General features: G+C 70.7%; 18 protein-coding genes and 3 pseudogenes. 19 read left to right on the top strand and 2 right to left on the bottom strand.

All coding sequences use genetic code 11. The features are described from left to right. The first annotated feature begins 58 nt into the window (after positions 1–58). From lepB to JN350_RS14275, 9 genes and pseudogenes are all read left to right on the top strand, one after another. On the top strand, positions 59–802 hold the full coding sequence (gene lepB, locus JN350_RS14310) for a signal peptidase I (RefSeq protein ID WP_205462605.1): 744 nt from the start codon (positions 59–61) through the stop codon (positions 800–802). Next, positions 799–1,497, top strand: a complete 699-nt coding sequence (locus JN350_RS14305) for a ribonuclease HII (protein ID WP_205462604.1) — start codon at positions 799–801, stop codon at positions 1,495–1,497. The genes lepB and JN350_RS14305 overlap by 4 nt, the downstream gene beginning before the upstream one ends. A gap of 280 nt (positions 1,498–1,777) precedes the next feature. Continuing rightward, entirely contained in the window at positions 1,778–2,101 is a 324-nt protein-coding gene (locus JN350_RS14300) for a DUF2469 family protein (RefSeq protein ID WP_111086072.1), read from the top strand. Positions 2,102–2,206: 105 nt separating this feature from the next. Continuing rightward, positions 2,207–2,554 (top strand): histone-like nucleoid-structuring protein Lsr2, encoded by a 348-nt coding sequence (locus JN350_RS14295; protein WP_205462603.1) that lies wholly within the window; start codon positions 2,207–2,209, stop codon positions 2,552–2,554. Between the two features lie 152 nt (positions 2,555–2,706). Beyond that, positions 2,707–3,096, top strand: coding sequence for a YraN family protein (locus JN350_RS14290; RefSeq protein WP_205462602.1), 390 nt, complete (start codon positions 2,707–2,709; stop codon positions 3,094–3,096). Beyond that, a pseudogene (locus tag JN350_RS14285) lies at positions 3,093–4,615 on the top strand (YifB family Mg chelatase-like AAA ATPase). Before JN350_RS14290 ends, JN350_RS14285 begins: the two are co-directional and overlap by 4 nt. Before the next feature lie 149 nt (positions 4,616–4,764). Continuing rightward, positions 4,765–5,537 (top strand): annotated as a pseudogene (locus tag JN350_RS19680) (DNA-processing protein DprA); the annotation flags it as partial. An 87-nt stretch (positions 5,538–5,624) separates the two neighbouring features. Continuing rightward, entirely contained in the window at positions 5,625–5,858 is a 234-nt protein-coding gene (locus JN350_RS21035; protein ID WP_461964455.1) for a DprA-like winged helix domain-containing protein, read from the top strand. Beyond that, positions 5,791–6,821, top strand: a pseudogene (locus JN350_RS14275) (tyrosine recombinase XerC). Before JN350_RS21035 ends, JN350_RS14275 begins: the two are co-directional and overlap by 68 nt. Positions 6,822–6,843: 22 nt before the next feature. Here the strand turns inward: JN350_RS14275 and JN350_RS14270 are convergent. Continuing rightward, entirely contained in the window at positions 6,844–7,233 is a 390-nt protein-coding gene (locus JN350_RS14270; protein WP_205462600.1) for a M23 family metallopeptidase, read from the bottom strand. 648 nt (positions 7,234–7,881) lie between these two features. Between JN350_RS14270 and JN350_RS14265 the strand changes: the two genes are divergently transcribed. The 10 genes from JN350_RS14265 to JN350_RS14220 all read left to right on the top strand — a co-directional run bounded on the left by JN350_RS14265 (position 7,882) and on the right by JN350_RS14220 (position 16,759). Further along, the gene (locus tag JN350_RS14265) at positions 7,882–9,324 is read left to right on the top strand and encodes a sugar porter family MFS transporter (RefSeq protein WP_205462599.1); all 1,443 of its coding nucleotides are present in this window, start codon (positions 7,882–7,884) and stop codon (positions 9,322–9,324) included. Between the two features lie 356 nt (positions 9,325–9,680). Next, positions 9,681–10,607 (top strand): 30S ribosomal protein S2, encoded by a 927-nt coding sequence (rpsB, locus tag JN350_RS14260; RefSeq protein WP_205462598.1) that lies wholly within the window; start codon positions 9,681–9,683, stop codon positions 10,605–10,607. 82 nt (positions 10,608–10,689) lie between these two features. Further along, complete coding sequence (gene tsf, locus JN350_RS14255; RefSeq protein WP_205462597.1) at positions 10,690–11,517, top strand: translation elongation factor Ts; 828 nt, start codon at positions 10,690–10,692, stop codon at positions 11,515–11,517. A gap of 126 nt (positions 11,518–11,643) precedes the next feature. Beyond that, positions 11,644–12,363 carry a UMP kinase gene (pyrH, locus tag JN350_RS14250; RefSeq protein ID WP_123339825.1) on the top strand — a complete coding sequence of 240 codons (720 nt, stop codon included), beginning with the start codon at positions 11,644–11,646 and terminating at the stop codon, positions 12,361–12,363. 47 nt (positions 12,364–12,410) lie between these two features. Further along, entirely contained in the window at positions 12,411–12,965 is a 555-nt protein-coding gene (gene frr, locus JN350_RS14245) for a ribosome recycling factor (RefSeq protein WP_111086089.1), read from the top strand. Between the two features lie 175 nt (positions 12,966–13,140). Next, positions 13,141–13,974, top strand: a complete 834-nt coding sequence (locus JN350_RS14240; RefSeq protein WP_461964453.1) for a phosphatidate cytidylyltransferase — start codon at positions 13,141–13,143, stop codon at positions 13,972–13,974. Positions 13,975–14,054: 80 nt separating this feature from the next. Beyond that, positions 14,055–14,603, top strand: coding sequence for a DivIVA domain-containing protein (locus JN350_RS14235; RefSeq protein WP_205462596.1), 549 nt, complete (start codon positions 14,055–14,057; stop codon positions 14,601–14,603). A gap of 60 nt (positions 14,604–14,663) precedes the next feature. Next, positions 14,664–15,662, top strand: a complete 999-nt coding sequence (locus tag JN350_RS19670) for a lytic transglycosylase domain-containing protein (RefSeq protein WP_240347342.1) — start codon at positions 14,664–14,666, stop codon at positions 15,660–15,662. Between the two features lie 12 nt (positions 15,663–15,674). Further along, positions 15,675–15,977, top strand: coding sequence for a hypothetical protein (locus JN350_RS14225; RefSeq protein WP_240347341.1), 303 nt, complete (start codon positions 15,675–15,677; stop codon positions 15,975–15,977). Further along, the gene (locus JN350_RS14220; RefSeq protein ID WP_240347340.1) at positions 15,974–16,759 is read left to right on the top strand and encodes an alpha/beta family hydrolase; all 786 of its coding nucleotides are present in this window, start codon (positions 15,974–15,976) and stop codon (positions 16,757–16,759) included. The genes JN350_RS14225 and JN350_RS14220 overlap by 4 nt, the downstream gene beginning before the upstream one ends. Positions 16,760–16,801: 42 nt before the next feature. Here JN350_RS14220 and JN350_RS14215 read toward each other — a convergent pair whose 3' ends face one another. Then, entirely contained in the window at positions 16,802–18,628 is a 1,827-nt protein-coding gene (locus JN350_RS14215; RefSeq protein WP_205462595.1) for a coiled-coil domain-containing protein, read from the bottom strand. Between the last annotated feature and the right edge of the window lie 167 nt (positions 18,629–18,795).

The following is an 18,795-nucleotide window of genomic DNA, read 5'->3' as shown; positions in this document are numbered from 1 at the left end:
CGGGGGCTTTCCCTTGCGCCCGCTGAACCCGGGCGGGCACGTGTGAACGAGAGCGGAAATGACGGACACGACTGAGGAATCCGGGCGCAGACCCCGGCCCGAGAAGCAGCGCAACGGGGTCCTCACATTCCTCCGCGACCTCGTCATCATCTTCATCGCGGCGCTGCTCGTGTCGTTCTTGGTCAAGACGTTCCTGATCCGCTCGTTCTACATCCCGTCGGCGTCGATGGAGAACACGCTGCAGATCAACGACCGCGTGATCGTCAACGAACTCGTCCCGGGTGTCGTGGCGCTGAAACGCGGCGACGTCGTCGTGTTCAAGGACCCGGGTGGATGGCTCGCCGGGTCCGAGGTGCCGAGCGTCACGCCGGACACCCAGCCCGCGAAGGCGATCGACTGGGTCCTGACGCAGATCGGCCTCGGGACCGGTGACAGCGACGACCACCTCATCAAGCGTGTGATCGGTCTGCCGGGGGACAAGGTCTCCTGCTGCAACGACCTCGGGCAGATGTCCGTGAACGGCGTCCCGATCAAGGAGCCGTACCTCAAGCTGCCAGCCGGCGCTCCCGCCTCGGCGACCGACTTCTCCGTCACCGTGCCGAAGGGCACCATCTGGGTGATGGGCGACAACCGCAACGACTCCAAGGACTCCCGGTACAACGGGGACACACCGTCGAAGGGGTTCGTGCCGTTGTCCGACGTGACCGGCCGTGCGTTCGTGATCTCCTGGCCGACGAGCCGCTGGACGTGGCTCGACGACCACCCCGAGGTGTTCGCCGGGGTGGAGGAGCGCGACCAGTGACCCCCGTCCGCCCCTCCCTCCGCGTCGAGAAGCGGCTGCTGGCCGACGGCCGTGTCACGGTCATCGGGATGGACGAGGTCGGACGCGGTGCGATCGCCGGTCCCGTCGGCGTGGGCGTCGCGGCCGTGACGATCGACGTCGGCCGGGTGCCGCAGGGTCTGGCCGACTCGAAGCTGCTGTCCGCCACCCGCCGGACGGACCTGGTCCCCGTCGTCACCCGGTGGGCACGCACGGCCGTCGGCATGGCGTCCGCCGAGTACGTCGACCGGGAGGGGATCGTCCCGGCGCTCGGAGCCGCGGGGGCGCAGGCGCTCGAGTCGCTGGTCGCCGACGGGCTGTCGCTCGACGGCGCAGTGGTCGTGCTGGACGGATCCTTCGACTGGCTGACCCGTGCCGTCCCCACCTCGCTCCGTCCGACGACGGACCCGCTCGAGGTCGTCGTGCAGGTCAAGGCCGACCGGGACTGCGCATCGGTCGCCGCGGCGTCGATCGTGGCGAAGGTCGCGCGGGACGCGCTGATGATCGCGGCGCACGACGAGGCACCGCACTACGCCTGGGCGTCGAACAAGGGCTACGGCTCGACCGCGCACTACGACGCCATCCGCGCGGTCGGGGCGCACGCACTGCACCGGAAGTCGTGGTTGCACCAGGCGTCGAGCGTGTCGCTCGAGGGCTTCGACGCGCTCGTCAGCTGAGGCGCTGCGGTCGCGCGTGCCCCGCGGTGGCCTCAGCGGTCCTGCCCCGGCGGCGGTCCGTGCGGCGGCCCGTGAGGTTCCGAAATACCGGCATCTCGGCGCACGCCCGGTGCCGCTGCGGAACCTCGGCAGAGCGCACGCGGCGTGTTGTGGAACCTCGGCGAGCTCGTTGGCGAGCGACCGGCCTCGGTGCGTTCGACCTTCACGTTCGCGGCGCTGGGGCACATGGCTGCGGGGTGGTCGCGCACTGGTGCGGCTGCCGCCGTAGACTGTGGGCGCAATGGATGAAGACGAATTCGACGACTACGACCGCGAGGTCGAGCTGGCCCTGTACCGCGAGTACCGCGACGTCGTGTCGCAGTTCCGCTACGTGGTCGAGACCGAGCGGCGTTTCTACCTGGCGAACGAGGTCGAACTCGTGCGCCGGGACACCGAACACGATTTCTACTTCGAACTGACGATGAACGACGTCTGGGTGTGGGACGTCTACCGTTCCGACCGGTTCGTGAAGGGCGTCCGCGTCCTCACGTTCAAGGACGTGAATGTCGAAGAACTGACATCGCGAGAACTCGAACTGCCGAAGGAACTCGCACTCGACGAGTGATCGTCAATTCCGGTGCATTCGGTGAATCGCCGGTGATCGGTGACGTGCCGGAATTCCACGCGCTATTCTGGTCGGGATTTCCCGTCCAATGAACAGGAGCCGCGCATGGCACAGAAGGTCACCGTCCAGCTCGTCGACGACCTCGACGATTCCCCCATCACCACCGGTGAAGGTCGCACGGTCGAATTCGGTTTCGACGGCTCGTCGTACGAGATCGACCTGACGAACGACAACGTCGACAAGTTCCGCGAAGCGATCTCCGACTACATCGCCGCAGCGCGCAAGGTCTCCGGTCGTCGCACCGGCAGCACGGCGCCGAAGTCGACCCCGAAGCGCGGCAACTCCGAAGAGCTCGGCAAGATCCGCGAGTGGGCGAAGGAGAACGGCTACGAGGTCTCGACCCGTGGTCGCATCTCGACCCAGGTGCAGGAAGCGTACGCAGCCGCACACTGAGCCGCTGTCGACGAAGGACCCGGGTGATCGCGATCACCCGGGTCCTTCGTCATTCCTCCCCAAGGGCGATCGTCGTCGTCTGAATCCACAGAACCGTCGACGGCGCCCGTCCACGCTGCCGTTCCCGCGATCGTTGCCGTGGAGGCAATGACATGGAACAGAAGCTGCACGATCGCCCCGGACGAACACTCCGGAACGGCCGCCTGGGGCGGTTCGGCGAAGACCAGGCCGTGAAGTGGTTGCAGGAACGGGGTTTCCGGCTCCTCGAGCGGAATTGGCGGTGTGCCCGGGGCGAGATCGACATCGTCGCGTGGGATTCCTGCACACTCGCGTTCATCGAGGTGAAGACGCGATCCGGTACGACGACGGGGCATCCGTTCGAGGCGATCACGGCGACGAAGCGCACCCGGATGCGACGACTCGTGGCCGAGTGGTTCGACGCCCATCCGGAGGTGTCGGCACGCGCGATCCGCATCGACGTCGTCGCGGTCCACCTCGACGGCCCCCGGGCGGTCGTGCAACACGTGGCGGGTGTGCTGTGACGGGCATCGGGCGCGCTGCGGCTGTCGCCCTGCTCGGCGTGACCGGGCGCCGGATCGAGGTCGAGGCCCACCTGACCAGCCAGCTGCCCGCCTTCAGCATCATCGGACTGCCGGACACCTCGCTCGGCGAGGCGCGCGAGCGGGTCCGTGCCGCCGCTGCGAACGCCGGGTGTCCGTTGCCGGCTCGCCGGATCACGGTGAACCTGACGCCGGCGGCGATCCCGAAACGGGGTTCCGGGTTCGACCTGGCGATCGCGATGGCCGTGCTCGCCGGCGCCGGACTCGCACCCGAGGTCAATGAGCGGATCGTCTACATCGGGGAGCTCGGTCTGGATGGTCGGGTCCGACCGGTCGCCGGCGTCATCCCGATGCTGCTCGCCGCCCGCGACGCCGGGGCCGACCGGGTCGTGCTGCCGATCGGCAACCTGCCCGAGGCCCGCGTGGTCGACGGCGTGCGCAGCACCGGGGTCGACTCGCTCCGGGCCGCCGCGATCGACGCCGGCGCGCTGCTACCGCCCGTCGAGGTCGACGCCGTACTACCGGTGCCGGTGCCCTCGGTCCAGCGGCCGGTGGCCGAACTGTCGGACGTCGTCGGGAACCCGATCGGGGTGCGCGCCGTCGTCGCGGCGGCGGCAGGAGGGCACCACGCTCTCCTGCTCGGTCCGCCCGGTGCCGGCAAGACGATGCTCGCCGAGCGACTCCCCGGACTCCTGCCTGACCTCGACGACGCGACCGCGCTCGAGGTCGCCGCCGTCCGGTCCGTCGCCGGACTCGGGCCGGCGTCGTGGAGCACGAAGCCCCCGTGGGAGGCCCCGCACCACTCCGCGTCGGCGATATCGCTGATCGGCGGCGGCTCCGGTGTGCTGCGACCCGGAGCAGTGTCGCGGGCGACCGGCGGCATCCTGTTCCTCGACGAAGCACCGGAGTTCCCCGAGCGGTGCTCGACGCGCTCCGCCAACCGCTCGAGTCCGGTCGGATCACCATCCACCGGGCTGCGGGCGCCGCCGAGTTCCCGGCGCGGTGCCAGGTCGTGCTCGCTGCCAACCCCTGCCCGTGCGGCAACGCCGGCGGAGCGCACGGGCAGCCGTGTGAGTGTCCGCCGAGTGCGGTCCGGCGGTACCTCGGGCGGATGTCCGGACCGCTGCTCGACCGGATGGACATCCGGGTGCTCGTGCCCCGGGTGACGACCGGGAAGATGCGCGGTGCCGACGGGAGCACCCCGACGACGGCCGAGGCCCGCGACGGTGTCGCCGCGGCCCGCGCTCGGATGGCCGAACGCCTCCGGGGCACCGGGTGGACGAAGAACGCCGAGGTCACCGGGGCCTGGTTGCGTGCGGACGGTCGGATCGAACCGGGTTCGACCACCGAGCTCGACCGGGCGCTCGACCTCGGCACCCTGACCATGCGCGGGTGGGACCGGGTGATGCGGCTCGCGTGGACCCTCGCCGACCTCGAAGCGGTCGACCGTCCGAGCAGAGCGCACGTCCGGGGCGCCCTCGCCCTGCGGAGCGCGCTGTGAGCGGCGTCGGGCCCGGCCACGGCAGCGAACTGCTCGCCGCGATCCGGCGGCTCCTCGGGACGGACGAAGCGTCGGATCCGGTCCAGACCGCTGCCCGCGTGGCGTGGTCCGTGATCGTGGAGCCGGGGGACTCCGTCGCCGGTGAACTCATGTCGGCCCTCGGGCCCGAGCGCGCCCTGGGGTCGGTCCTGCTCGCGGCCGACGGTGCGTTCGACGAGCTGCTCGAGCGCTGCGGGGAAGCGGGTGTGCCCGGTGCGGAGGACCCCGATGCGCTCGCCGGTGTGCTGCACACGGCCATCGACCGGTGGCGACCGCGCTTGGTCCGGTCCGACGTGGCCGACGTCGTCGCCTCGGCCGACGCCGTCGGGGCACGACTGCTCGTGCCCGGGTCCGCTGGGTGGCCGACGGCGATCGACGACCTCGGCCCCCACGCACCGCTCGTCCTCTGGACTCGCAGCGCCACGGCGGGTGTCAGCGACGGGCCCCCTGCCCTGGCCGTGGTCGGATCACGGGCGAACACCGTCGCCGGTGCCGAAGCAGCCGCCGAGATCACCTCGGCCGCCGCGGACGCCGGCTGCACGATCGTCAGCGGCGGCGCCTACGGGATCGACGCGGTCGCACACCGGGTGGCGATCGCCGCGGGGGCCACGACGGTCGCGGTCCTGGCCGGGGGATCGACCAGCTCTACCCCGCCGGCAACGTCCAGCTGCTCCACAACGTCGCTCGGCAGGGCGCCCTGGTGGCGGAGTCGGCACCGGGGACCCGTCCGACCCGGTGGCGATTCCTGGCCCGGAACCGGTTGATCGCCGCCCTCGCCGATGCCGCTGTCGTCGTCGAGGCCGGCGCGCGGTCCGGTGCGCTCAACACCGCGCACCACGCCGGGCAGCTCGGTCGCCCGGTGTTCGCCGTCCCGGGGGCGTTCGCGTCCTCGGCGTCGGTCGGGTGCCACCGGCTCGTGGCACAGGGCCGGGCGCAGCTCGTCGTGCACCCGGGGGACCCGGTCGCCGCGATGCGTCCCGTGGCCGCAGCCGGTGCGTCCGCGGTGGCGGACGAACCCCTCGTGTCGGTCCAGCGCGATCCCGAGGTCGTCCGGGTACTCGACGCGCTCGGCCGTCGTGCCCTGCCGGAGGCCGAGATCGCTCGACGGTCCGGGCTGTCCGGAGCCGACGTGGCGGATGCCCTCGCGCTCGCGCAACTGCAGGGGCTCGTGGCGCACAGCAGCGGCGGGTGGGGCCGCGCATGACGTCGGCCAGCCGTACGCTGACGACGTGGCGGACCGAGCAGAGCAGAAGGAAGCGCGACTCGTGGCAGCGGTCGACTCGTTCCTCGGGCACGCTCGACACGCCAGGGGGCTCAGCGAGCAGACGCTCCGCGCGTACGCGAACGACCTCGACCAGTTCGTCGGGTTCGCCGCCCGACGCGGCGTCGTCGGCATCGACGGGGTCGACCTCGAACTCCTCCGTGACTGGTTGTGGGAAGCCGACCAGCGGGGGCTCGCACGGTCGACGATCGCCCGCCGTTCGTCGTCGGTGCGGGCGTTCACCCGGTGGGCGAGCGAGACCGGGGTGACCGCGACGGACGCCGGTGTGCGGCTCCGTGCGCCGAAGGGCGGTTCGCACCTGCCGCGGGTGGTGTCAGCCGATCAGGTTCGTGGGCTGCTCGACGGCCTCGCGGCCCGTGCAGCGACCGACGATCCCGGGGCGCTGCGGGACCTGGCGCTCGTGGAGCTGCTGTACGCCGCGGCCATCCGGGTGAGCGAGCTCGTCGGCATCGACGTCGCCGACATCGATCGCGGGCGGCTCACGGTCCGCGTGCTCGGGAAAGGGGGAAGGAACGGGTCGTTCCGTTCGGCGTCCCGGCCCGTGACGCACTCGAGGCGTGGACGTCGCGGGGGCGTCCGACCCTCGCGGCGCGGGCCGACGTACCGAGCGGGGCACTGTTCCTCGGCGACCAGGGCGGCCGGCTCGGGGTGCGCAGCGCGTACCGCGTGGTGGCTCGCCTGCTCGGGGACCTCCCCGGCGAAGGGCCGAGCGGACCGCACACCTTCCGGCACACCGCGGCGACGCACCTGCTCGACGGGGGAGCGGACCTGCGGGCGGTCCAGGAACTGCTCGGGCACGCGAGCCTCGGGACGACGCAGATCTACACGCACGTGTCCTCGGCACGGCTGCGCGAGGTCTACCGGACCGCTCACCCGCGCGCCTGACGCTCACCCGCGCGCCTGACGCTCACCCCGGCCAAGCGGACTCCGGCAACAACACGGGCCACTCGGCCGGGGGAAGGTACGCCGTCGGGTCCACGTAGCGGCCGTCGACCCGCGCGCCGAGGTGCAGACACGGTGCCGAGGCCGGGCAGTGCCCCACGGACACCCGGCCGACCGGATCACCCTGGCGGACGTCGTCCCCGGCGGCGACGAGTGGCTGCACCGAGTCGAGGGTGCTGACGAGCCCTCCGCCGTGGTCGATCGTCACGACGCTCCTGCCGCCCACCGGTCCGGCGAACGCCACCGTGCCGTCGTCGACCGCCGCCGCGGTCGTGCCGAGCGGCGCCGGGACGTCGATCCCGCGGTGACCGGCGGCGTAGTCGTCGGACGGCGGTTCCCACCCGCGCTCGACCACCCGCGAGCCGGTCGGCCAGACCCACGGCTCGGCAGCACGGGCGGCCGCCGTGCGGTCCCGATGGCCGCGGAGGTCCTGCGGCGCGGGCCCAGGTGCGGGCCCAGGTGCGAGCCCAGGTGCGAGCCCGGGTGCGGGCCCAGGCGCGGGCCCAGGCGCGGGCCCAGGCGCGGGCCCAGGTGCGGGCCCAGGCGCGAGCAACGACGCGGTGGCCATCCCGGACGCCCCCAACATCCCGACCACCACCACCGCGACGACCGGGGGAGCCGAGTGCCGGAGCCGGGGAACAGGAACATGCCGCCACTCTGTCCGCCCGGGACCGGCCACACGACCGAGGTGAGGCGGTCCGTGGAGGGTGGGGCGGGCCTCCCGGCCTGTGGAGGGACGACGCGACCGCAACGAACGAGCATGCGGACGCGTCTCGCGACGAAGCACGAGGCGATCGACGCGTGGACTGTCGGAGAGGTCGTGCGCAGGCCCAGCCCCCGACCCGACCGCCCCGCGCCCGGGCGCACCCGGTTATGACCACATCCGCCACGAGGAGTACAGTCGGGGCCGCTCCGGACCACGCAACGCCGCACGGACGGCGAACGAGCCGACCGCCGGGGCACCGTGCCCACAGCAGCACGGTCGGCAGAACCCAGGAGCATCGTGTCCAACACAGCCACCGGGCACGGCGAGGACCGTGCGTTCAAGGGGAAGGTCACCGCGTTCGCCATCGCAGCAGCGGTGGGCGGTTTCCTCTTCGGTTTCGACTCGTCGGTCATCAACGGCGCCGTCGAGGCCATCAAGGGCGAGTTCGGCCTGTCCGAGGCGGCGAGCGGTTTCGCGGTCGCGTCCGCACTCATCGGCTGTGCGTTCGGCGCCTACTTCGCCGGTCGACTCGCTGACCGCTGGGGTCGCACCCGGGTGATGTTCTGGGCCGCCGTGCTGTTCCTGGTGAGCTCGATCGGCTCCGGCTTCGCGTTCGCCACGTGGGACTTCGTCCTGTGGCGTCTCGTCGGCGGCCTCGGCATCGGTACGGCCTCGGTGATCGCGCCGGCGTACATCTCCGAGGTCTCGCCGAAGGCGATCCGCGGGCGCCTGGCCTCGTTCCAGCAGCTCGCCATCACGCTCGGTATCTTCGCCGCGCTGCTCTCCGACCAGTTCTTCGCCGTCACCGCTGGTGGCGCCTCCGAGATCGTCCTCGGCCTGCCGGCATGGCGCTGGATGTTCCTGGTCGGCGTGATCCCGTCGGTGGTCTACGGCATCCTGGCGATCACGCTGCCGGAGTCGCCGCGGTACCTGCTCGCCAAGGGACGGACGGAGGACGCCCGTGCGGTCATGACGAAGATCGTCCCGCGCGACACGGTGAACACGAGCCTGGAGGAGATCCAGGACGGCATCAAGAAGGAAGCCAACGAGAAGAAGGGCTCCATCCGGGGCAACCGCTTCGGCCTGCAGCCCATCGTCTGGGTCGGGATCATCCTGGCGGTGCTGCAGCAGTTCGTCGGCATCAACGTGATCTTCTACTACTCGACGACGCTCTGGCAGGCGGTCGGGTTCAAGGAGAGCGACTCGTTCCTCATCTCGACGATCACGTCGGTGGTCAACGTCGCGGTCACGTTCATCGCGATCTTCCTGGTCGACAAGGTCGGTCGGAAGCCGCTGCTCGTCACCGGTTCCGCCGGCATGTTCGTGTCGCTGGCGATGGTCGCGATCGCGTTCTCGCAGTCGACGATCGTGGACGGCAACCCGAGCCTGCCCGGCTCGTGGGGCGTCATCGCCCTCGTCTTCGCGAACCTGTTCGTCGTGTCGTTCGGTGCGACGTGGGGTCCGCTCATGTGGGTGCTGCTCGGCGAGATGTTCCCGAACCGCATCCGTGCCACGGCGCTCGGCATCGGCTCGGCCGCCAACTGGGTCGCGAACTTCATCGTCACGATCACCTTCCCGGTGCTGTCCGGCTTCAACCTGACGGTCACGTACGGCATCTACGCGCTGTTCGCGCTGATCTCGTTCTTCTTCGTCATCGCGAAGATCCCCGAGACCAAGGGTCGCTCGCTCGAGGAGATGGGCATCTCCGCCGAGGGCGACACGGTGAACGCGAAGGCGTGATGAGACGCGCCTGACACACCCCGAACACCGGACGGGGCCCACGCCGCCGGTTCCGGCCCGTCGCGCCAGCGACGGGCCGGCCGTGCCGGTGGGGAGGCCCGGATCACGTCAGCCGGTCGGCGCGCGTGATCCGGGCCTCCCGTCTGCTAGCATTTCTCCAGCAGTGCGCTGATGCGCGCTGACTTCGCGTGTCCACCAAGCCGCTTTCGGCTCGGTACCCGACCACCGGTCCTGCTCTCACGAGCGGGCGGTCGCGTGCCAGGACACCAGGGATCACGACCTCCGGTCGTGCTCGACACAACCGCAACAGGGGCACAGCGCAGCTGTGCGCCGAGAACACAGAAGGAGGACGGCACATGGCCGTCGTCACCATCCGCCAGCTGCTCGACAGCGGCGTCCACTTCGGACACCAGACCCGTCGGTGGAACCCGAAGGTGAAGCGCTTCATCCTCGCCGAGCGCTCGGGCATCCACATCATCGACCTGCAGCAGTCGCTGGCCTTCATCGACCGCGCGTACGACTTCGTCAAGGAGACGGTCGCGCACGGTGGCACGATCCTCTTCGTGGGCACCAAGAAGCAGGCGCAGGGCTCCATCGCCGAGCAGGCGACCCGCGTCGGCCAGCCGTACGTCAACCAGCGTTGGCTCGGCGGTCTGCTCACGAACTTCCAGACGGTCTCCAAGCGCCTCGCGCGCATGAAGGAGCTCGAGGAGATCGACTTCGACGACACGACGAAGGGCTTCACCAAGAAGGAGCTCCTCATCAAGAAGCGCGAGCTGGACAAGCTCCACAAGACCCTCGGTGGTATCCGCAACCTCACGCGGACCCCGAGCGCGCTCTGGATCGTCGACACCAAGAAGGAGCACCTCGCCGTCGACGAGGCGCAGAAGCTCGGTATCCCGATCATCGGCATCCTCGACACCAACTGCGACCCCGACGAGATCACGTACCCGATCCCGGGCAACGACGACGCGATCCGCTCCGTCGGTCTCCTGACCCGTATCGTCGCCGACGCCGCGGCCGAGGGCCTGAAGACCCGCCACAACGGTGGCGACGACGAAGAGGCCGCAGAGCCCCTCGCCGAGTGGGAGCAGGAGCTCCTCGGTGGCGACGCCGCGACGCCGTCCGCCGACGCCGCTCCCGAGGGCGCGACCGTCGAGGAGAACAACGCTGACGCGCAGGTCGCCGCGAAGGAGATCGGCGAGCCGATCGCCGACGTCGCGAAGAACGCGGAGCCGACGGCCGAGGCCGAGGCAGCCGCGGAGACCACCCCCGCCGAGTGACCTGTCGCAGGCGCCGGACCCGATCGGGTCCGGCGCCTGCGTCACCACTCTCCACACACGTACCGTCCAGAAAGGACAGTCAATGGCAAACTTCACCGCTGCTGACGTGAAGAAGCTCCGCGAGGACCTCGGCGCCGGCATGATGGACGCGAAGAACGCGCTCGTCGAGGCCGACGGCGACTACGACAAGGCCGTCGAGCTGCTCCGCATCAAGGGTGCGAAGGCCGTCGCCAAGCGCGACGACCGTGCCACCTCCGAGGGCGTCGTCGTCGCTTCCGCCGAGAACGGCGCCGCCACGGTCGTCGAGCTCGCGAGCGAGACCGACTTCGTCGCGAAGAACGAGAAGTTCACGACGCTGGCCGACAAGGTGCTCGGGGCCGTCGCGGCCGCCGGTGCTGCTGACGTCGCCGCCGCGAACGCCGCCCCCGTCGACGGCAAGACCGTCCTCGAGGTCGTCAACGAGTCGGCCGCCGCACTGGGCGAGAAGCTCGAGGTCCGCACGGTTCGCCGTGTCGAGGGCTCGGCCTTCGAGATCTACCTGCACAAGACCAGCCAGGACCTGCCGCCGCAGATCGCCGTCGTCATCGCGTACGAGGGTGACAACGCTGCCGAGGCCCGCTCGATCGCCCAGCACGTCGCGTTCGCGAACCCGACGTACCTGACCCGCGACGAGGTCCCGGCGGACGAGATCGCCAAGGAGCGTGCGACCGTCGAGGCGATCACGCGCGAGGAGGGCAAGCCCGAGGCTGCGCTCCCGAAGATCGTCGAGGGTCGGGTGAACGCCTACATCAAGCAGGTGTCGCTCCTCGACCAGGACTACGCGAAGGACAACAAGATCTCCGTCGCGAAGGCCGCCGAGAACGCCGGCATCACGATCCAGGGCTTCGCCCGCGTCAAGGTCGGCGCGTAACGAACCCGTGACGGGGTCAGGAACCAACCAGGTTCCTGGCCCCGTTTTTCGCGCCTCCGGGCGCGACACACACGCGACACATCCGCGAGTACATTTCCACGAGACCACGACGAAGGGTGCGATCAGATGACCGACGAGAAGACCGGACGACGCCGCGTACTGCTGAAGCTGTCGGGTGAGGCCTTCGGGGCCGGATCGCTCGGCGTGAACCCCGACGTGATCGGGGCCATCGCCAAGGAGATCGCCGTCGCTGCGCGCGAGGTCGAGATCGCGATCGTCGTCGGCGGGGGCAACTTCTTCCGCGGCGCCGAGCTCTCGCAGCGCGGCATGGACCGCGGCCGCGCCGACTACATGGGCATGCTCGGCACCGTGATGAACGCGCTCGCACTGCAGGACTTCCTCGAGCAGGCCGGGGCCGCGACACGCGTACAGTCGGCCATCGCGATGACCCAGGTCGCCGAGCCCTACATCCCGCGGCGCGCCGAGCGGCACCTCGAGAAGGGTCGCGTCGTCATCTTCGGCGCCGGCGCCGGTCTGCCGTACTTCTCGACCGACACGGTGGCCGCGCAGCGAGCACTCGAGATCAAGGCCGACGAGGTCCTCGTGGCCAAGAACGGTGTCGACGGCGTGTACACGGCGGACCCGAAGAAGGACGCCACGGCCGAGAAGCTGCACCACGTGACCTACCAGGACGCGCTCCTGAAGGGCCTGAAGGTCGTCGACGCCACCGCGTTCTCGCTCTGCATGGACAACGGCATGCCGATGCACGTCTTCGGCATGGAGGGCGAGGGCAACGTCCAGGCCGCCATCCGTGGCGAGCGCATCGGCACGGTGGTCAGCAACTGACCCGCACCGCTGACTAGACTCGACGCCAGTACCGAAGGAGTAACACCGTGATCAGTGATGTCCTGACCGAAGCCACCGAGAAGATGGCGAAGGCTGTCGAGGTCGCCAAGGACGACTTCTCGACCGTCCGCACCGGCCGCATCAACGCGGCGCTCTTCCAGAAGATCCCGGTTGAGTACTACGGCACGCCGACGCCGCTCGCGCAGCTCGCGTCGCTGCAGACGCCCGAGGCCCGCACGCTCATCGTGACGCCGTACGACAAGACGGCGCTCAAGGAGATCGAGCGCGCGATCGCGACGTTCCCGAACCTCGGCGCCAGCCCGACGAACGACGGCGACATCGTCCGCGTGACGATCCCGGAGCTCACCAAGGACCGCCGCAAGGAGTTCGTCAAGCTCGTGCGGACGAAGGGCGAGGACCACAAGGTCGTCATCCGGAACATCCGCCGCAAGGCCAAGGACGACCTCGACGCACTCAAGGGCGAGATCTCGGACGACGAGATCTCGCGCGGCGACAAGGACCTCGAGGCCCTGACGAAGAAGCACGTCGACCAGATCGACGAGTCGCTGAAGAAGAAGGAAGCCGAACTCCTCGAGGTCTGATGCGCCGCCCGGACCAGGGCGGTGAACGCCCCACAGCAGAGCACGGACCCGACCAGACCGGGCCCGTGAAGAAGGGCTCCGCCAGGACTTCGATGCGCGTGCCCGAGCGGCCCGCACCGACTTCGAGGCGCAGCTCCGGCAGCGCAAGGCCGACTTCGGTGCGCGCAACGAGGCCCTGACGGCGCGGACCGGGCGCAACCTGCCGGCGGCGATCGGCATCGCGCTCGCGTTCGCCGTGGTCATGCTCGGCACGCTCCTCATCTGGCCGCCGTCGTTCATGGTCGTGGCCGCGTTCCTGCTCGGCGTGGGCGTCTACGAGCTCACGAGCGCCATGCGCTTCGCGGGCCGGGACGTCCCGCGGATCCCGAGCGTCGCCGTCGCGATCGCGATCGTGCCGGCGGCGTTCCTGCTCGGGCAGGTCGCGGCACTCTTCACGCTGCTCGGTGGCATCGTCCTGATCAGCCTCTGGCGTCTGGTCGAGGTCGCGCTCTCGCGGCAGAAGCCGTCGGCAGGCGACGTGTTCCGCGACGTCACGAACGGCCTGTTCGTGCAGGCGTACATCTCGTTGCTCGGCGCCTGTGTCGTCCTGCTCTCCGCGCAGTCGCAGGGCAACCTCTGGGTGATCGGCTTCATCCTCGTCGTCGTCGCTGTCGACACCGGTGCCTACGCCACCGGGTTGAACCTCGGCAAGCACCCGATGGCGCCGCGGATCAGCCCGAAGAAGACGTGGGAGGGCTTCGCCGGCTCGGTCGCAGCGAGCATCATCGTCGGCATCCTGGTCGCCTGGCTCATGCTCGGCCTGCCGTGGTGGACCGGCGTCGTCCTCGGCGTGCTGATCTCCGGGTCGGCGACCCTGGGTGACCTCACCGAGTCGATGATCAAGCGCGACCTCGGCATCAAGGACATCTCGTCCTTCCTGCCCGGGCACGGCGGTCTGCTCGACCGCATCGACAGCATCCTGCCGTCGGCTGCCGTCGCCTACGTGCTGTACCTGATCGTCAACCACTGACCGACCTCGTCGGCCCACCCTGAGCGTTGCCCTCAGCGCGTCCAGGTTGTGCCACGGGTCGGGACTGGCAGAATGACGCCGTGGCCACCACCTTCCCGACCGCAGCCCGCTCCGCCCTCGGATACGACGTCGACGAGGTCGAGCGTTTCCTCGAGGACGCCCGTCGTGCGTACTCCGCCGACGACAGCGCCCCTGGCATCGAGGCGGCGAAGATCCGTGCCACCGCTTTCTCGATGCGCAAGGGCGGCTACTCGACCTCGCACGTCGACGCAGCGCTGGAGCGTCTCGAGGACGCCTTCGCGGCCCGGGAGCGCGAGCGGGAGATCGGCGATGCCGGGCAGAAGGCCTGGTACGCCGAAGCCCGCACGAAGGCCTCCGACGTCGTGGCTCGCCTCGAGCGGCCCGACGGACAGCGGTTCAGCCGGGTGAGCGTGCTCGGCACCGGTTACCACCCGAAGGACGTCGACGCGTTCGCGGCCCGCCTCGGCGGCTACTTCCGCGAGGGCAAGCCGCTGAGCCTCACCGAGGTGCGGTCGATCGTGTTCCGCCCGAAGCACGGCGGCTACCGCGAAGCCCAGGTCGACGCGCTGCTCGACGCCGTCGTCGAGGTCATGCTCGCCGTCCGCTGACGACGCGCTGCACCCAGGTGCTTCGCTTTCCGTGATCGTTCCGTTACCCTGGTCCTACTCATGGGCAGGCACACGGCAGACCACAGCTCCGACCGCGATCTCCGCGAGCACCTGAGCCTCCAGGCTTCGGGTGAACGCCGCGCGGCACTGAACCGAACCCGTACGGCGGACACGTCGGTGCTCCGGGCGAACCCGCAGGTCCTGCCGGAGACCGGTCCCGTCGCGACGCCGAAGTCGGTCGCGGCGAACCGCGTGTCCGACGAACGCATCGCCGCGTTCGCGCACGAGGCCCCCGCGTCCCGGGTGGACCCGCGTGCCGTGAAGCAGCAGAACGCGACGGCGATCCAGCGCACCGCGACGGCGCAGCAGCCGAACCGTGGCGCAGCCGCTGCGGTCAACGCCTTCGCACGGAAGCGTTCCTCGGTTCCCGCGTTCTCGTTCGTCGGGGTCTTCCTCTTCGTCGGGGCGTCGCTCTTCAACCCGCTCCAGGCCGACGTCGCGCAGGCCGCGGTCGACACCCCGGTGCTCGTCAAGACGCCGCAGGCCCCGCAGCAGTACACCGCGCACGGCACCTACGGCGACGCCGCTGCCGACCGTGATGGCTACGGCGTCACCGTGCCGGCACCCAAGGTCGTCAAGCCCGTCGTCGAAGAAGAAGCCGACGACGCCACCACCGACGAGACGACCGACACCGCCGCGACCGAGACCGAGAGCGTCTCCGCCGCGAACACGCTGGCCGCCGTGGCCGCGACGCCCGACGCGGGCAGCGCACAGGCCATCGCCCTGCAGCTCGTCACGGCCCGGGGCTGGGGAACCGACCAGTACAACTGCCTCGTCTCGCTGTGGAACAAGGAGTCCGGCTGGCGGGTGAACGCCTACAACCCCAGCGGTGCGTACGGCATCCCGCAGGCGCTCCCGGGCAGCAAGATGGCGACCGCCGGTGCCGACTGGCAGACGAACCCCGCAACGCAGATCACCTGGGGGCTCAACTACATCGCCGGTGTCTACGGCACGCCCTGCGGCGCCTGGGGCCACAGCCAGGCGAACAACTGGTACTGATCGGCAGTTGGGGTGCCGCGCAGCAACCGGCCGCGGCGTCCCCGTGGTCGCGACGTCGAGCCTGACGAGGACACCGGCCTCGACCGGCTGATGAGTTCGTGGAAGCGCACCGAGGTGCGTCGCGGGCGCGAGTACCTCGTCCAGCCCGTCTCCGCGGCGTCGGCGCTGAAGGAGTACGTCTGCCCCGGGTGCGGCGGAACCGTCCTGCCCGGAACCGCTCACGTGGTGGTCTGGCGATCCGACGGGGTCCTCGGCGACGCTGCTGACCTGGCATCACGCCGACACTGGCACAACCACTGCTGGAGCATCGCATGACCGACGACGACGGCGAGATCCGCTCTGCCACGCAGCTGCCTGCCCGCCGCACCGACGTCGATCTCGTCACCGACGACCACCTCACGCTGGTCGGGGAACTCGCCGAACCGGCGTGGGGCCCGGCACGGGGCACCGTCGTGACGCTGCACCCACTGCCGACCGCGCACGGCTTCATGGACTCGCACGTGCTCAAGAAGGCCGCCGCGCGTCTGCCGGCTCTGGCGGGAATCGCGGTCCTGCGCTTCAACTTCCGATCGGTGACGTCGCCGCGCGGCACGTCCGAGGGCGTGTTCGGCGAGGGCATCTCCGAGGGCTTCGACCTATGCGCCGCCGTTGCCGAGGTGGTCGACCGTGGTCTTCCGACGCCGTGGTTGGTCGGGTGGTCCTTCGGCACCGAGGTGATCCTCAAGCACGCACTCGAGCACGTCGAGGCCGGCACCGTGGCGGGCGTGGTCCTGCTCTCACCGCCGTTGCACCGCACCACGGAGGACGAGCTCGCGCGCTGGGCGGCCGTGGACGTCCCGGTGGTGGCCCTGGTGCCCGAGCACGACGACTTCCTGCAGCCCGACGAAGCGATCGCCCGGTTCGCCGTCGCCCCGAACGTCCAGGTCGTCCCGATCGAGGGTGCGAAGCACCTGTGGGTGGGGAGCGGTACGTCCGGATCGTCCTCGACGCCGTCGCCGACCTCGTCGTGCCGGGCAGCGCACCGCTGCCGACGCACTGGCCGGTCTGACGGCATTCACCGGTCCGACGCACGGTGCGTGCCGACCTCGGCGCGGTGAGCGGACCGGGAGGCGCGACCCGCGCCTCCCGGTCGGCTCGCGTCAGCGTTCGGTCGCGTCCACTGCGTCGTCGGCTGCTCCGGGGGCGGTCCCCAGCAGGCCGGTCGCGTGCGTGAGCACGCCGCGCAGGTTCTCCAGGTAGCCCGCCACGGCCTCGCGCTCGGTGCGGATCGCCGACAGTCGGTCCTCGGCCTCGGCGGTGATGGCAGCCGTCCGCTCCTCGGCATCGGAGACCATCCGGTGCACGCGGTCCTGGGCGTCGGCGACGATGGTGCGGGCGTGCTCCTGCGCCTCGGCGGTGCTGGTGCGCTCGAGGTCGTCGGCTTCCTGCTGGAGCCGTTCGGCGCGCTCACGGGCCTCGGTGGCACGGCGCGTGGCCTCGGCGAGCTGCAGGTTCGCCTCGTCGAGGTACTTCTGCGTCTCGGTGACGGTCTCGTGGTGCTTCTGCAGGTAGTCCTGCTCGGCGTCGTCCCGGCGTGCGGCGAGCTCGGACTCGAGCGTCGTGCGGGCCTCGTCGCGCTCGCGGGCGACCTCGGCGCGGGCCTCGTCACGTTCCTTCGCCAGGTCGGCGCGGGCCGTGTCGATCTCCTGACGGAGGGCGGTGCGCTCGGACTCGAGCGTGTCGAGCTCTGCCGAGCGGCGGTCGGCGATCTCGGTGTCCACCTCGGCGTGCTCGCGTTCGCGGCGGGCGGCGAGCGCGTTCTCGTGCTCGCGGTCCGCGCGTTCGGCGGCAGCATCGGCTTCGGCGCGCTCCCGCTCGATTCGGGTGTCGTGCTCCTCGAGCTCGCGTGCGATGCGATCGGCGGTCTCCTGCACGAGCCGCTCGTTCTCGACGCGCGTCTGTTCCTCGTCGACGCGCAACTGCGCACGCGATGCCTCGGCCTCCTGCGCCAGGGCGGCACGCGCCGAGGCGAGTTCCCGGTCCCACTCGGCACGGGCCGCGGCGAGTTCCTCGTCCACGACACGGCGGCGGTCGGCGAACTCGCCGTCGATCTCGGCGCGGCGGCGGTCGACCTCGGCCTGCAGCTCGGCGCGGCCGGTCTCGATCGCCAGGGCGTGCGCCTGCTGCTGCTCGTCGCGCTCCCGGTGCCACGCAGCACGCCCCTCGGCGACCTCGCGCTCGAGAGCCTGACGGCGGGTGGACTCCTCGTGGTCGAGGTCCTCGACCCGGCGGGCGTGGTCGGCCTCGAACACGGAGCGGCGGTGCTCGGTCTCGCGGTCGAGGTCGGCCGCGGCGGTGCGCGAGTCGGCCGACTCGCGCTGGGCGATCTCGCGCAGCTCGGCGACCTCGTGCTCGACCTGGGCGCGCAGGGCGTTCGTCTCACGGATGGCGACGGAGCGGACCTCGGCGGCCTCGGTCACCGCGGCACCCCGGATGGCGGCGGCCTCGTTGCGGGCGTCCTGTGTCAGGAGGCCGGCTTCGGCGCGGGCACGCTCGACGGTGTCGGCGGCCTCGGCCCGAGCACGGGTGAGTTCGTTGGTCGAGCGGGTGCGCGCGTCCTCGAGGGTGTCGCGGGCTTCCTCCTGCGCCTCGCGCACGGTGCGGTCGGCCTCGGCCCGGCTCGACGCCCGCAGACGCTGCGCGTCGATGTCCGCCTGACTGATGAGACGAGTGGACTGCTCCTCCGCCACGCGCAGGGTGGACTCGAGTCGTGTGCCCAGGCCGCTGTAGGTGGGGGTGCCGGCTTCGTCGAGCTCGCCCTGGAGCTCGGAGACGCGGGACTGCAGGAGACGGATCTCCTTCGCGGCGTCGGCACGGTCGGTGTTCGACTTGATGAGCTCACGGCGCAGGTCGTTCAGTGAGCGGTCGACGTCGTCGCGGCGGTACCCGCGCAGCTCGGTCCCGAACTCTGCCTCGTCGTTCGCCACGTGTCGCTCCTGGGTGCTCGGCGGAGGGCCCGATCCGGCCCGCGGTCGATTGTAGTGGTGGCCCGACGGGGTCGTCTGAGTCCGGCGACAGCCCGGATGGATGCGCTGCTCAGCCATGCTCGCTATCCTGAGTCGCTGATTCGCGCGCCGACATCCCCACCCCGGCG

Source organism: Curtobacterium sp. 24E2 (assembly GCF_016925595.1).
Classification (GTDB): domain Bacteria; phylum Actinomycetota; class Actinomycetes; order Actinomycetales; family Microbacteriaceae; genus Curtobacterium.
The sequence above is the reverse complement of the archived record's forward strand: the minus strand, read 5'-3'. Positions and strand labels throughout refer to the sequence as shown.